This is a genomic window from Micromonospora sp. NPDC005298, assembly GCF_040607375.1.
GTDB lineage: Bacteria > Actinomycetota > Actinomycetes > Mycobacteriales > Micromonosporaceae > Micromonospora.
Genome location: NZ_JBEXGP010000016.1, coordinates 77,183 through 91,419 on the forward strand (window position 1 = coordinate 77,183; position 14,237 = coordinate 91,419).

Annotated in this window: 10 protein-coding genes and 1 riboswitch; of the genes, 5 read left to right on the forward strand and 5 right to left on the reverse strand. The window is 74.6% G+C overall.

Annotation, left to right across the window (positions count from 1 at the left end):
* Positions 1-133: 133 nt before the first annotated feature.
* Both ABZS77_RS21115 and ABZS77_RS21120 read left to right on the forward strand, forming a co-directional pair.
* Positions 134-1,387 carry an MFS transporter gene (locus ABZS77_RS21115; RefSeq protein WP_354825254.1) on the forward strand — a complete coding sequence of 418 codons (1,254 nt, stop codon included), beginning with the start codon at positions 134-136 and terminating at the stop codon, positions 1,385-1,387.
* A gap of 73 nt (positions 1,388-1,460) precedes the next feature.
* Entirely contained in the window at positions 1,461-2,357 is an 897-nt protein-coding gene (locus ABZS77_RS21120; protein ID WP_354825257.1) for an aldo/keto reductase, read from the forward strand.
* Positions 2,358-2,363: 6 nt separating this feature from the next.
* Here ABZS77_RS21120 and ABZS77_RS21125 read toward each other — a convergent pair whose 3' ends face one another.
* The 5 genes from ABZS77_RS21125 to ABZS77_RS21145 form a co-directional block, all read right to left on the reverse strand.
* A complete protein-coding gene (locus ABZS77_RS21125) occupies positions 2,364-3,029 on the reverse strand; it encodes a hypothetical protein (RefSeq protein ID WP_354825260.1) in 666 nt (221 codons plus the stop codon).
* A 17-nt stretch (positions 3,030-3,046) separates the two neighbouring features.
* Positions 3,047-5,194: an RNA polymerase recycling motor ATPase HelR gene (gene helR, locus ABZS77_RS21130; protein ID WP_354825263.1), complete on the reverse strand. Its 2,148-nt coding sequence runs from the start codon at positions 5,192-5,194 to the stop codon at positions 3,047-3,049.
* Positions 5,195-5,336: 142 nt separating this feature from the next.
* A complete protein-coding gene (locus tag ABZS77_RS21135; RefSeq protein WP_354825266.1) occupies positions 5,337-5,867 on the reverse strand; it encodes a hypothetical protein in 531 nt (176 codons plus the stop codon).
* A gap of 74 nt (positions 5,868-5,941) precedes the next feature.
* Positions 5,942-6,649 carry a hypothetical protein gene (locus ABZS77_RS21140; RefSeq protein WP_354825269.1) on the reverse strand — a complete coding sequence of 236 codons (708 nt, stop codon included), beginning with the start codon at positions 6,647-6,649 and terminating at the stop codon, positions 5,942-5,944.
* Positions 6,642-7,217, reverse strand: coding sequence for an RNA polymerase sigma factor (locus ABZS77_RS21145; RefSeq protein ID WP_354825272.1), 576 nt, complete (start codon positions 7,215-7,217; stop codon positions 6,642-6,644). The genes ABZS77_RS21140 and ABZS77_RS21145 overlap by 8 nt, the downstream gene beginning before the upstream one ends.
* Before the next feature lie 128 nt (positions 7,218-7,345).
* Between ABZS77_RS21145 and ABZS77_RS21150 the strand changes: the two genes are divergently transcribed.
* The 3 genes from ABZS77_RS21150 to ABZS77_RS21160 all read left to right on the forward strand — a co-directional run bounded on the left by ABZS77_RS21150 (position 7,346) and on the right by ABZS77_RS21160 (position 14,209).
* A complete protein-coding gene (locus ABZS77_RS21150; protein WP_139582023.1) occupies positions 7,346-7,681 on the forward strand; it encodes a hypothetical protein in 336 nt (111 codons plus the stop codon).
* 245 nt (positions 7,682-7,926) lie between these two features.
* A riboswitch (cobalamin riboswitch) is annotated at positions 7,927-8,056 on the forward strand.
* A 298-nt stretch (positions 8,057-8,354) separates the two neighbouring features.
* A complete protein-coding gene (gene cobN / locus ABZS77_RS21155) occupies positions 8,355-12,023 on the forward strand; it encodes a cobaltochelatase subunit CobN (protein WP_354825274.1) in 3,669 nt (1,222 codons plus the stop codon).
* Positions 12,020-14,209: a VWA domain-containing protein gene (locus tag ABZS77_RS21160; protein WP_354825277.1), complete on the forward strand. Its 2,190-nt coding sequence runs from the start codon at positions 12,020-12,022 to the stop codon at positions 14,207-14,209. The genes cobN and ABZS77_RS21160 overlap by 4 nt, the downstream gene beginning before the upstream one ends.
* Positions 14,210-14,237: the final 28 nt, after the last annotated feature.

Sequence of the window (14,237 nt, forward strand, 5' to 3'; positions counted from 1 at the left end):
CGGACGAACGCATGTTCGCATCATCCCCCGTCCGGATCGTCGCCGGTGAGGGGCGGTGGCCGCTTGTGGTGGTAGCGCTCTCAGGTGTGCGATCGTGCCAGGAGATCACCGTCGAGGAAGAGGACCAGCCGTCGTGAGCGCCCCCACCAGCCGACCCGCCATCCCGGACGTCGCTCCGGCACCCTCGCGGGCGGTCCGGATCGCCCGCAACGGCGTGGCCGTCACCTTCACCCTCAACGGTTTCGCCGTCGGCAGCTGGTTCTCCCGGGTGCCGGCGGTCCGCGAGGCGTTGGACCTCTCGGCCGGCCGGCTTGGGTTGCTCCTGCTGGCGATGAGCGTCGGCGCGCTGCTCGCCATGCCCACCTCCGGCCTGCTCGCGCAGCGGTTCGGGGCGGCCCGCACCGTGACGTTGGCCACCGTGCTGGTCGCGATCGGCCTGACCGTGGCAGGGCTGGGCGCGACACTGACCGGGTCGTTCGTCGTCGTCGCGATCGGCCTGGTGGCCCTCGGCTACGGGTCCGGCGCCTGCGACGTGGCCATGAACATCGAAGCCGCGGCGGTGGAACGGCGGCTCGGACGGACCATCATGCCCCGCTTCCACGCGGGGTGGAGCCTCGGCTCGGTGGCCGGCGCGGGCCTCGGCGCCGTGTCGGCCCGGCTGGACGTGGCGGTCGGCGCGCACCTCTGCGCGGTGGCGCTGGTGGTGGTGACCGGCACCGCGCTCGCCGCGCGGACGTACCTGCCGTCGTCGGCCCACGACCCGGACGGCGACCCGGCGGACGCCACCCCGGCCGGCCGTCGCCGGGCGCAGCTGGCCGCCTGGCGGGAGCCGCGCACCCTGTTGATCGGCCTGTTCGTGCTGGTGGCGGCGTTCACCGAGGGGGCCGCCAACGACTGGCTGGCTGTCGCGTTCGTGGACGGACGGGACCTGAGCGAGGCGGCCGGGGCGGCGGTCTTCGCCGTCTTCGTCGTCGGCATGACCCTCGGGCGCACAGCGGGGACCGTCGCGCTGGACCGGTGGGGTCGCGTACCGGTGCTCAGCGGCACCATCGGGCTCGCCGTGCTCGGCGCGGGCCTGGCGGTGCTGGCCGGCTCCGGGCCGCTGGCGATCGCCGGCGTCGCGTTGTGGGGCCTCGGCGCGTCGCTGGGCTTCCCGGTGGGGATGAGCGCTGCCGCCGACGAGGAGGCGTACGCGCCCGTGCGGGTCAGCGTGGTCGCGGTGATCGGCTACACGGCGTTCCTGGCGGGGCCTCCGCTGCTGGGGCTGCTCGGCGACCACGTCGGCACCCTGCGCGCGCTGATCGTGGTGCCGCTGCTGCTGGTGCCGACCCTGCTGCTGGTGCCGGTGCTGCGTCCGCCGCACGCCCGTCCCACCTCAGAAATCTAACCGAGCCGGCAGCTCAGCGGTATCGGGTGCGCGGCCGACTGCGCCGCGCCCCCCGCCTCGCTACGGTCGCCCGATGCCAACCGACGAGATCGCCGCCGCCGCGGCGGGCACCTGGACCCTCGGCGACCGCACGGTGCACCGGATGGGCTTCGGCTCCATGCGGATCACCGCCAACCCCGACCGCGACCGCGCCGTGGCGCTGCTGCGCCGCGCCGTGGAGCTGGGCGTCAACCACATCGACACGGCCGCGTTCTACGTCTCGCCCGGTGGGACGCTGCGCGTCGGGACCGGCCCGGCCCGCTACGCCACCGAGCTGATCCGCGCGGCGCTCGCCCAGTACCCGGACGACCTGGTGATCGTCACCAAGGTCGGCTTCGGGTACGACCCGCAGGACGGGTTCACCGAGGCGTTCACTCCCGCCCAGTTGCGGGCGCAGGTGCAGGAGAACCTGCGCCGGCTCGGCCTCGACCAGCTGGACGTGGTGAACCTGCGCCTCGGCCGGGGACCCGGGGCGGTGCCGCTTGTCGACCGGTTCGGCGCGCTGGCCGAGCTGCGTGCCGCCGGGCTGATCCGGCACCTCGGGCTCTCCAACGTCCGGCCCGAGCACCTGGACGAGGTGGCCGGCATCGCGCCGGTCGTCTGCGTGCAGAACAACTACGGAATCGACGCGTACCGGGAGCAGGACCCGTTCGTCCGGACCTGCGGCGAGCGGGGCATCGCGTACGTGCCGTTCTTCGCGGTCGCCGGCACCGGCCGGGAGAAGGGCGCGAGCGCCGACCAGGGCGAGGCCGTCGAGGCGGTCGCCCACGCCCACGGCGTCACCCCCCATCAGGTACGCCTCGCCTGGACCCTGCACCAGGGCTCCCACGTGCTGGCCATCCCCGGCACCGGGGACGTGGCCCACCTGGAGCAGAACATCGCCGCCGCGTCCCTGCGCCTGACCCCGCAGGACCTGACCCGCCTCGGCTGACCCGGGTCAGGGGTGGTGCCAGACCCGCAGCGGACCCAGCGGGGCGAAGCCGGCCTCGACCGCGACGGCCAGGTCGGGGCCGGACTCGTAGCCGACCAGGGGTACGCCGGGCAGGGTGTCGAGCACACCCCGCCAGATGTCCAGGGGGTTCCCGGTGCGGCTGAACACGTTGGAGACTCCGTGGACGCCGTCCCCGCTGACCACCGCGCCGCCGGTGACCGCGCCCCGCTCGTCGTGGCGGGCCAGCACCCGTACCCGGGGATTGGCCAGCAGCCCCGGCCGGAACAGCGCCCCACCGCCGTGCGCCGCCGCCCAGACGGCCAACCGCCGCGCCGTGTCGACCCGTGTGAGTGGCGTGCCGGTCGGTCCGTCCGTGGGCGGGTGGTGGATCCACCGGGCGTCGAAGAGCACCTCGAAGCCGTGGCCGGAGAGGTCGAGGTCGGCGAAGCTGTCCTTCACAGACGCGCCGGGACCGCCCTCGATCCGGGCCAGCAGGGCGTCGGGGTCGGCGCCGGGGCGCAGGGTGACCGCGTCCGGATACCACTGTGGGGAGCGGCGGGGGACCGACCAGGCGTCGGCGTCGATCCGGCCGGCCAACCCGTGACTGGCGCACAGGGCGGCGCACCATTCGGCGTTGTCGCGGGCCGCCGCCTCCCGTACGTCCCGGGGCACGCCCCGCAGCCTAGAACTCACGCCGTGAGGACGACCAGTCGCTGGGTCGCCCGGGTCATCGCGACGTAACGGTCGACCGCACCCTCGATCCCGTCGCCGAACGAATCCGGGTCGACGAGGACGACCAGGTCGAACTCCAGGCCCTTGGCCAGCTCCGGGGTCAACGACCGGACCCGGGCCGTCCCGGTGAACGTGGGGTCGCCGACGACGCAGGCGATCCCGTCGGCGTGGGCGGCGAGCCAGTCGCCGACGACGGCGTCCCGGTCGGCGACCGACCCGTGGACGACGGCGATCCCGTTGCCGCGCACGGAGGTGGGGACGTTGGCGTCCGGCAGGACGGCCCGGATGACCGGCTCCGCCTCCCGCATGACCTCCCGAGGCGTGCGGTAGTTGATGCTCAGCGAGGCCACCTCGACCCGGTCCAGGCCGATCCGCGCCAACCGGCCCTGCCACGACTCGGTGAACCCGTGCCGGGCCTGCGCGCGGTCGCCGACGATGGTGAAGCTCCGCGACGGGCAGCGCGACAACAGCATCTGCCATTCGGCGTCGGTCAGCTCCTGTGCCTCGTCCACGACGATGTGCGCGAACGGGCCGGCCAGCAGGTCCGGATCGACGCCGGGCAGCGCGGACTCGTCGACGAGGGCGTCCTGGAGGTCCAGTTGACGCAGGCTGGACAGGACGCCCTCACCGTCGTCGTAGGTGTGCGCCTCGATGAGCTCGTCGACGACCGAGGCCATCCGCGCGCGTTCGGCGGCGACGATCGCCTCGTGCCGGCGGTTGCGCCGCGACGCCTGCGGGTCGCCGAGCCGCTGTCGTGCCGCGTCCAGCAGCGGCAGGTCGGCCACGGTCCAGGCCCGGGTGTCGGCCCGCCGGAGCCGGCCGAGGTCGTCGGGGCCGAGCCAGGGGGCACACCTGCGCAGGTACGCCGGCACCGACCAGAGGTCGGCGACGAGGTCGGTCGCGTCGAGCAGCGGCCAGGCCCGGTTGACCGTCGTACGGAGTTCGCTGTTGCGCAGCAGCGACGCGCGGACCACCTCGTCCGGGTCGTCGCCGTCGTACCTCTCCAGCAGGATCGTGAGCAGTTCCTCCCAGATCTCGTCGCGCGCCTCGTTGTGCGGGGTGCCCGGTCCGGGCGCCCGGAACGCCTCGGCCCAGTCGTCCGCGTCCAGCCGGATGTCGGCGTCGCCGGTCGTGACCGTCATCGGCTGGTCCGGCGGCTCCTCGTAGAACCGGACGGCCTCCTCGATCGCCGTCACAAGGCGGGCGGAGGACTTCAGCCGGGCCACCTCCGGGTCCGCCTCGGCCACCGCGGCGGCGCCCTGGGGGACGAGGTCCCGCAGGGTGCAGGTCTGCACGTCCTCCTCGCCGAGGCTGGGCAGGACGTCGGACACGTACGCCAGGTAGGGCTGGTGCGGCCCGACGAACAACACGCCGCCGCGCCGTTGGCCCAGGCGGGGATCGGAGTAGAGCAGGTACGCGGTCCGGTGCAGGGCGACGACGGTCTTGCCGGTGCCCGGCCCGCCGTCGACGACGAGAGCGCCGGCGGAGCCCGCCCGGATGATGGCGTCCTGGTCGGACTGGATGGTGCCGAGCACGTCGCGCATCCGGGCCGACCGGGTGCCGCCGAGGGTGGCGATGAAGGCCGACTGGTCGTCGAGGGCGGCGTGCCCCTCCAGGCCGTCCGGGGTGAACACCTCGTCCCAGTAGTCGCTGATCCGGCCACGCGTCCAGCGGTAGCGGCGGCGGCTCGTCAGTCCCATCGGGTTGGCGTGGGTCGCGCCGAAGAACGGCTCGGCCGCCGGGGACCGCCAGTCCAGCAGCAGCCGACGCCCCGCGCCGTCGGTGAGGCCGAAGCGTCCGACGTACACCGGCTCGGGGTCGTCGGCGTGGACGATGCGGCCCAGGCACAGGTCCAGGCCGAAGCGGCGCAGCGCCCGCAGGCGGGCGGTCAGCCGGCGGACCTCCTCGTCCCGGGACACCGCCTGCCGCCCCTTGCCGGCGGGTGCCCGGCGCTCGGCGTCGAGCCGGTCGGACAGGTCGGTGATCGACCGGTCGAGACTCTCCGCGATGGCCGTGAAGTGCTGCTCGTCGCGGGCGATCAGCGTCGGGTCCGCCTTGGGGGAGAGGTGGTCGGGAAGGTCGAACACGGTGCTCCGCTGGCTCACGCCGTCTCCTGTTTCCGCAGGTCATGGCCTTGACGGGCGCTATTCTGCGGCAGGTACCGGGCCTTGCGGCAAGTCCCCCTATGCGGTATAAGTTGGACATGGCGGGGAGAACGGTGCCCGCTCTCCTGTCCCGGCGGCCTCGTCAGGGCGTCCGCTCGGCGTAGACCAGATCCATCGTGTCGGTGCGCCCCGCCCAGCGCAGATCGAGGTGCCAGCACCCGGCCTGCGGCATGTCGATGATCGACGGCCCCGGGCCGCCGCCGACCTCGTGGGTCACCCGGGTGTCGGTGCCGTCGAGCGTCGCGGTGATCATGAGGCTGGACGAATCGGTGGTCCGGGCGACCCAGAGGATCTTGTTGGTCGATCCGTCCCGCCGGGCCTGCGCCAGCGGGTGGGTGAACAGCACGGCCACGATGTCGCCCTTCGCGCCGAAGACGTGCGGGACGCGGGCGTCGCCGTGGAAACCGGTGTCCGCCCAGTCGGGCAGCGCCCCCGTCTCGACCCGGGAGTGGCAGCCCCCGCCTGTCGGTCCCGCTGCGGGTGCCGCCGATGGGGCCGACGTGGCGGAGGTGGCCGAGGTGGCGGGCGTCGCCGACGTGGCGGGTCGGTCGCCGGTCGTGCACCCCGCCAGCAGGAGCACCGACCCCAACGTGAACCTGACCCAGGCAGCCATGTCGCCCTCCGATACGTCGATGGAACCGCGTCGTGTGACGCACCTTCACGACACCGCTCGGGGTCGGCGGGTTCCTAGCTCATCGACTGGGCGATGTCGATCGCCTCCAGCTTGGTGAGATCCCCCTCGAGCCGGTAACTGACGCCGTCCGCCTGCCAGATCAGGGTCGAGGCGGCCAGCCGGGCGGTCTCCCCGTGCACCTGACCGGACCGGTCCACGTAGGACAGCACGTGCGGGCCGCCGACCCAGACGGCGAAGTCCCCGTCGACCTGGACCCATTCCGCGTCCGGCCGGACGGTCTCCTTGTGGAAGGACAGGTTGAGGCGGCCGTCGAAGGCGTCGACGCGCAGCGCGCCGCCCCGGTAGAGCAGCGTCGCCACCCGGTGGGCGCCGGTGGCGTCCGGATCGGCGACCAGCACCCGCTCGGGCGGGCCCAGCTTCGCCGGTACGCGGATCGGAAAGCGCACCGCCCGTCGCGCCTCGTCCAGCGCGGACGTCCGCTGCGACGGCAACGGCGAGGGAGTGCCGGCGGGCCGACCCGACGACGGGGCGATGGTGACGCCCGCGAAGCGCAGCAGGCCGCCTACGGCGTCGGCGACGGCGGTACGTGTCGGCGGCAGCACCGCCACCAGCAGGGCGGCGAGTGCCGCGGCGGCGTACGCCCGCCACCGGCGTCGCGGGGGCGCGGCGAGGCGGGCGTGCACGCGTGCGGTCACCTCGGGCGGGTCGGTTGTCTCCAGCCAGGTGGAGAGGTCGCGGAGTTCCCTCTCGAGGTCACCCATGTCGGACCTCCTCGCGGTCCAGCAGGCCCCGCAGCTTCGCCAACGCCCGTGACGTCCGCGACTTCACCGTGCCCCGGGGCCAGCCCAACGCCCGCACGGTCTCCTCCTCGCTGAGATCGAGGAAGAACCGGCAGACGATCACCTCGCGGTCGCGTACCGGCAGTTGGCGCAGCGCCCGTACCAGCGCGGTGCGCCGCTCCCCGGCGAGGACCGCGTCGACCGCCCCGTCCTCGACGGCCTCCGACGCCGGACCGGCCGCCGCCGCCCGCAGGACGAGGCCGTCGCGGCGGCTGCGTGAGCGGTGCAGGTTGCGCGTCTCGTTGGCGACGATCGCCAGCAGCCAGGACCGGAAGGACGAGTCGCCGCGATAGCGGGAGAGTTTGCGGTACGCCTTCACGAACGCCTCCTGGACGATGTCCTCGGAGTCCGAACCCGCGCCGAGCAGCACCGCCGTCCGGTACGCGGACGCGGTGTGTCGGGCGACCAGGAGGTCGTACGCCTCCAGGTCACCGGCCCGGGCGCGGGTGACGAGCACGTGGTCGTCCAGGGGAACCTCCGGTTCGATCACCCTCATGACACCGCACGCGGATCGCGGGTTCCATCCGGTACGGGGTCAGCTTGCTCCCATCCGGCGTGCAGGGCTTTGCCAGGAACTGGTGCTGCACTGGGGGGAGCGTCGAGGAGAGGGGTGGGGCCATGGGCTGGTTCAGTCGGCGGGCACGGGGCGCCGAGGCGACCCCGACGAAGCTGGACCGGGAGGCGACCCGCGACGACCTCGCCGCGCTGGAGGCGTTCGTCGCCAGCCGGCGGGGGGTGGAGTTCTACCTGGAGCCGGAGACCACCGCCACCGACACGACAGTGGTGGCGATCGCCCACGACGGGGAGTGGATCCGCCGCCGCACCGGCACGCCACGGGCGGCGGGCGCCATCGCCCGCAAGCACGCGGTGCCGCTGTACGAGGCGGGACGCACCGGCTACCCCGAGCGGATGCGGGTGTGGAGTCGGGCACACCCGGAGCGCCACGCCCGCTGAGCGGGCCGCCGTCGGCGAAGGCCCCGCCGGGCCGCGCGGCGCGCCGCGTGCTGTGCCGCCGTGCCGGGCGCCGGGTGCCGGGTGCCACCGCGCCGTGCGTCACGCACCACGCGTCCCGGCGTGCTGAACCGTTCACGACATCGCCGCAGGACCGCGCGAGTCGGACTGACCCACGGCTCGTGGCCTGCAGGGTGCGTTGACCGGCGGCGCGGCGGTGTGGCAGCATTCGCGGCCTGACGGCAGTGAAGGAAGTCGGTGCGAATCCGACGCGGTCCCGCCACTGTCACCGGGGAGCGATCCCCCCTCGTGAGTCACGGCCGTGTGTCTGCGGTTGGAAGGCCGGGGGAGAGCGTCGATCCGGAAGCCAGGATACTTCGGCCGTCGGATGTACCCCAGGGCGTGGACACCCGAGGAGGACCCGATGACGCAGGACGTCTCTGTCACCGACGCACACCGTCGTGACCCGAGCGGCGACCGTTCCGCCGCACCCGCACCCGCACACGTACCCGCGCGCGCTCGCGCCGTTCGTCGCTGAGTTCCGTACCGCGTCGCCCGTCGGCGCCGGCCCCGCGCCGGTGAGCCGGCCGGATCGCGGTACCCGCCGAACCCGCGCCCACCCACGTCGCCAGGCCGCTTCCTGCGAGCGTGTCGACGTTACTGTCCGGAGCCTGCCGTGCGCACCCTGCTGCTCTCCACCGCCGACACCGACCTCCTGGCCGCCCGCGCCAGCGACGCCGACTACCGCCTCGCCAACCCGGCCCGGCTCACGGCCGACGAGGTGCCCGCCCTGCTCGACGGGGTCGACCTGGCCGTCGTACGCCTCCTCGGTGGCCGGCAGGCGTGGCCCGACGGCCTCGCCGCGGTGCTCGCCAGCGGACTGCCCACTGTCGTGCTCGGCGGCGAGGCGGTGCCCGACGCGGAGCTGATGGCCCTGTCCACAGTGCCGTCCGGGGTGGCCACACACGCCCTGGCGTACCTGGTCGAGGGTGGGCCGGACAACCTCGGGCAGCTGGCCCGGTTCCTGTCCGACACGGTGCTGCTCACCGGTCGGGGTTTCGCCCCGCCCGCCCGCACCCCCGCGTACGGCGTGCACGGCGCGCACCTGGCCGACCCGTACCGGCCCACGGTGGGGATCGTCTTCTACCGGGCACACGCGCTGGCCGGCAACACCGGATTCGTCGACGTGCTGGTCGAGGCGGTGCGGGCGGCCGGCGGCAACCCCCTGCCGATCTTCTGCGGCTCGCTGCGCGGGCTGACCGCGAGCGCCGGCCCGCTCGCGCTGTTCGCCCGCTGCGACGCGCTGCTGGTCACTGTCCTCGCGGCCGGTGGCACGGTCGCCGCCGAGGCCTCCGGCGGCGGTGCCGAGGACGCCTGGGACGTCGGCGCCCTCGCCGCCCTGGACGTGCCGATCATCCAGGCGCTCTGCCTCACCAGCACCCGCGAGCAGTGGGCCGACAGCGCCGCCGGACTGTCCCCGTTGGACGCCGCCATGCAGGTGGCCATCCCCGAGTTCGACGGCCGGATCGTCACCGTGCCGTTCTCGTTCAAGCAGATCGATGCCGACGGGCTCTCCGTCTACGCCGCCGATCCCGAGCGGGCCGCCCGGGTCGCCGGGATCGCGGTACGCCACGCCCGGCTGCGGTACGTGCCCAACGGCGACAAGCGGATCGCCGTGGTGCTGAGCTCGTACCCCACCAGGCACTCCCGGGTCGGCAACGCCGTCGGGCTGGACACCCCCGTCTCGGCGGTACGGCTGCTCGCCGCGCTGGCCGAAGCCGGCTACCACCTGGGCGACGCGCCCCTGCCCGACGACGGCGACGCGCTGATCCACGCGCTGATCGCCGCGGGCGGGCACGACGTGGAATGGCTCACCCCCGAGCAGTTGGCCGCCGTCGAGGCCCGGATACCCGCGCAGACGTACCGGCGGTGGTTCGATGAGATCCCGGCCGGACTGCGCGACCGGATGCGGGAACACTGGGGGGAGCCGCCCGGCGAGCTGTACACCGACGGCGGCGACATCGTCCTCGCCGGGCTGCGCTTCGGCAACGTGGTGCTGCTCATCCAGCCGCCGCGCGGCTTCGGTGAGAACCCGATCGCCATCTACCACGACCCGGACCTGCCGCCGAGTCACCACTACCTGGCCGCGTACCGCTGGCTTGCCGCCCCGGTCACCGACGGCGGCTTCGGCGCGGACGCCGTGGTGCACCTGGGCAAACACGGCACCCTGGAATGGCTGCCCGGCAAGGGGCTGGGCCTGGCCGCCGACTGCGGGCCCGACGCGGTCCTGGCGGATCTGCCGCTGGTCTACCCGTTCATCGTCAACGACCCCGGCGAGGGCACCCAGGCCAAACGCCGGGCGCACGCCGTGGTCATCGACCACCTGGTGCCGCCGATGGCCCGCGCCGAGACCTACGGCGACCTGGCCAAACTGGAGCAGCTGCTCGACGAGTACGCGACGGTGCAGGCGCTCGACCCGGCCAAGGTGCCCACCGTGCGGGCGCAGATCTGGGACCTCGTACGCGCCGCCGAACTGCACCACGACCTGCACGCCGAGGCGATGCCGGACGCGGACGACTTCGACGACTTCGTGCTGCACCTCGACGGGTACCTGTGCGAGGTCAAGGACGTGCAGATCCGCGACGGGCTGCACATCCTCGCCGCCGCGCCGACCGGCGAGCCCCGTGTCAACCTGGTCCTCGCGGTGCTGCGCGCCCCGCAGATCTGGGGCGGCGCCCACGCCCTGCCCGGTCTGCGGCAGGCGCTCGCCGCCGCGTACGGCCTCGACGAGAAGGCGCTGCTCGCGACGCCCGGTCAGCGGATCACCCTGCCGGCCGCGCTGACCGATGCGGTGGACGGGCCCGCCCACACCGCCGCCGACGCGATCGACCTCGTCGAAGGGCTCGCCCGGCGGCTCGTCGTCGGCATGGAGACCCTCGGTTGGGTCGCCGACGCGGCCGACGCCGTCGTCGCCGAGGTGACCGGCCAGCCGATCCCGGACGCCGCCGCGGTGCTGCGCTTCGCCGCCACCGAACTGGTGCCCCGACTCGCGCGGACCACCGACGAGTTGACGAACACCCTCGGCGCGCTCGACGGCCGGTTCGTGCCGCCCGGCCCGTCCGGCTCACCCACCCGGGGCCTGGTGAACGTGCTGCCCACCGGCCGCAACTTCTACTCCGTCGACCCCAAGGCCATCCCCAGCCGCAACGCCTGGGACGTCGGGGTGGCCCTGGCGGACTCGCTGCTGGCCCGGCACCTCGCCGACACCGGGGCGTACCCCCGCTCGGTGGGGTTGACCGTGTGGGGCACCAGCGCCATGCGCACCCAGGGCGACGACATCGCCGAGGTACTCGCGCTGCTGGGCTGCCGGCCGGTCTGGGACGAACGGTCCCGGCGGGTCACCGGCGTCGAGGTGGTGTCGACCGCCGAGCTGGGCCGACCGCGCGTCGACGTGACGGTGCGCATCTCCGGCTTCTTCCGCGACGCGTTCCCGCACGTCGTGGCCCTGCTCGACGACGCCGTCCGGCGGGTCGCCGCCCTCGACGAGCCGGACGCCGACAACTACCTGCGCGCGCACGTCGTCGCCGACCTCGCCGAGCACGGCGACGAGCGGCGCGCCACCGCCCGGATCTTCGGCTCCAGACCGGGGGCGTACGGGGCGGGTCTGCTGCCCCTGATCGACGCCCGGACCTGGCGCGACGACGCCGACCTGGCCGAGGTGTACGCGGTGTGGGGCGGCTACGCGTACGGCCGGGGCCTGGACGGGCGGGAGGCGCGCGCCGACATGGAACGCTCCTTCGCCCGGATCGCGGTGGCCGTCAAGAACCAGGACACCCGCGAGCACGACATCGTCGACTCCGACGACTACTTCCAGTACCACGGCGGGATGGTGGCGACGGTCCGCCACCTCACCGGCACCGCCCCGCGGGCGTACGTGGGTGACTCGGCGATGCCGCACGACGTACGGACCCGCACGCTCGGAGAGGAGACCCGGCGGGTGTTCCGCGCCCGGGTGGTCAACCCGAAGTGGATCGCCGCGATGCGCCGGCACGGCTACAAGGGCGCGTTCGAGCTGGCGGCCACCGTGGACTACCTGTTCGGCTACGACGCCACCGCCGGTGTCGTCGACGACTGGATGTACGAGAACCTGGCCGCCGCGTACCTCTTCGACGAGACGACCCGGGAGTTCCTGGAGCGGTCCAACCCGTGGGCGTTGCGCGGCATCACCGAACGGCTGCTCGAGGCCGCCGACCGGGGGCTGTGGGCCGAACCCGACCCGGCCACCCTGGACCGGCTCCGCGACACGTACCTGGCCAGCGAGGGTGACCTGGAGGACCGGGCATGAGCGTCACCTACCCGTTCAGTGCCGTGCTCGGCATGGCCGACATGCGGCTGGCGCTGCTGCTCAACGCGGTCGCCCCGGCGATCGGCGGGGTCCTCGTGCGCGGCGAGAAGGGCACCGCCAAGTCGACAGCCGTGCGTGCCCTCGCCGCACTGCTGCCCCCGGTGCGCCGGGTCGCCGGGTGCCGTTTCGGTTGTGACCCGGCCGACCCGGACCCGGCCTGCCCGGACGGCCCGCACCCGGTCGACGCGCCCGCCGAGACCCGTCCGGCCCGGCTCGTCGAGCTGCCGGTCGGCGCCGCCGAGGACCGGGTGGTCGGGTCGCTGGACCTGGAGAGGGCCATCGGCGAGGGGGTACGTGCCTTCGAGCCGGGCCTGCTCGCCGCCGCCCACCGGGGCGTGCTCTACGTCGACGAGGTCAACCTGCTGCACGACCACCTCGTCGACCTGCTGCTCGACGCGGCGGCGATGGGCCGCAGCCACGTCGAGCGCGAGGGCGTCTCGGTCAGCCACGCGGCCCGGTTCCTGCTGGTTGGCACGATGAACCCGGAGGAGGGGGAGCTGCGCCCGCAGCTCCTCGACCGGTTCGGGTTGACAGTCGAGGTGGGCGCCAGCCGCGACCCGGCGGTCCGCGTCGAGGTCGTCCGCCGCCGGCTCGCGGCCGACGCCGACCCGGCCGGTTTCGCCGCCCGCTGGGCCGACGCCGACGCCGACGTCGCCCGGCAGGTCGCCGCCGCCCGCCGCCGGCTTCCCGGGGTACGACTGCCGGACGCGGCGCTGCGGCAGATCGCCGAGGTGTGCGCGGCGTTCGACGTGGACGGGATGCGCGCCGACATCGTCACGGCCCGTACCGCCCTCGCGCACGCCGCCTGGCACGGCCGGGACCGGGTCACCATCGACGACGTACGGGTGGCCGCCCGGCTGGCGCTGCCGCACCGCCGCCGCCGTGATCCGTTCGACACGCCGGGGCTCGACGAGAAGCGTCTCGACGAGGCGTTACGGCGGGCCGAGGACGCCCACCCCGACGACCCGGACGACGACGGCCCCGACGGCGGCGGTCCGGCTGGTGGCGGGGACCCGCAGGGCGGCGGCCCGGCTGGTGGAGGCGGCCCGAACGGGGGTGGGCCATACGGAGCCGGCCCGAGTGGCGGCGACCTCGGTGAGTCCGAGTCGGCCGGGCACTCGACGGCGCGTGACGGTGCCGGCCCGGACGCGCGTGGCCACGGGCCGGACGGTGCCGACGGCCGGCCGCAGCGCCAGCCGGGCGACCGGGGCGACGACGGCTGGCCGCCGCGCCCGGCCGGCGACGGCCGGGACGCACGCACGCCCGACGACCGGCAATCGGCGGCCGGGGGCGACGAACCGACCCGCGGCGCGCAGCCGGTGGCCGTACCCCGGGGTGGGTTGACGGCGCGGCTGCTCACCGCGCCCGGCGTGGGTGACGGGGTGCCCGGCCGGCGGTCGCGGGCCCGAACCGGGCGGGGCCGCACCACCGGCGCGCGGGTGCCGGCGGGTCGGGTCGGGGCGCTGCACCTGCCGGCCACGGTCCGCGCCGCCGCACCGCACCAGGCGGCCCGGGGCCGCCTGACCGGTCCGCTGCGACTACGCCGCGACGATCTCCGCGAGGCGGCTCGCGAGGGGCGCGAGGGCAACCTGGTGCTGTTCGTTGTGGACGCGAGCGGCTCGATGGGCGCCCGGCAGCGGATGACCACAGTGAAGGACGCGGTGCTCGCCCTGCTCACCGACGCGTACCAGCGGCGGGACAAGGTCGCGGTGATCGCCTTCCGGGGCACCGGCGCGCGGACGCTGTTGCCGGCCACCTCGTCGGTGCTGGCCGCCTCGACCCGGCTGGCCGAGCTGCCCACCGGTGGGCGTACGCCGCTGGCCGAGGGCCTGCTCGCCGCGGCGGATCTGTTGCGGGTGGAGCACCTGCGTGACCCGAAGCGCCGCCCGCTGGTCCTCATCGTCACCGACGGCAGAGCCACGGCGGGCACCCGTCCGCTGGACCGGGCGGCAGCAGCGGCAGCGGTCCTGGCGGGCACCGGAGCGTCGTGCGTGGTCGTCGACTGCGAATCCGGCCCAATCCGCCTCAACCTGGCCGCCCGCCTGGCCACCCAGCTGAACGCTCCGCAAACCCCCCTGGAAGCCCTCACCCACCCCCGCGATCGTGCACCCGCTGTCGCGGCATAACGGACCAAGCGCGCAGATGGTCGACAGA

Excerpts from the sequence above, each read along its gene's own strand:
- ABZS77_RS21140 (WP_354825269.1), bottom strand. The coding sequence starts at position 6,649 with ATGGGTGACCTCGAGAGGGAACTCCGCGACCTCTCCACCTGGCTGGAG.
- ABZS77_RS21120 (WP_354825257.1), top strand. The coding sequence starts at position 1,461 with ATGCCAACCGACGAGATCGCCGCCGCCGCGGCGGGCACCTGGACCCTC.
- ABZS77_RS21160 (WP_354825277.1), top strand. The coding sequence starts at position 12,020 with ATGAGCGTCACCTACCCGTTCAGTGCCGTGCTCGGCATGGCCGACATG.
- ABZS77_RS21135 (WP_354825266.1), bottom strand. The coding sequence starts at position 5,867 with ATGGCTGCCTGGGTCAGGTTCACGTTGGGGTCGGTGCTCCTGCTGGCG.
- ABZS77_RS21150 (WP_139582023.1), top strand. The coding sequence starts at position 7,346 with ATGGGCTGGTTCAGTCGGCGGGCACGGGGCGCCGAGGCGACCCCGACG.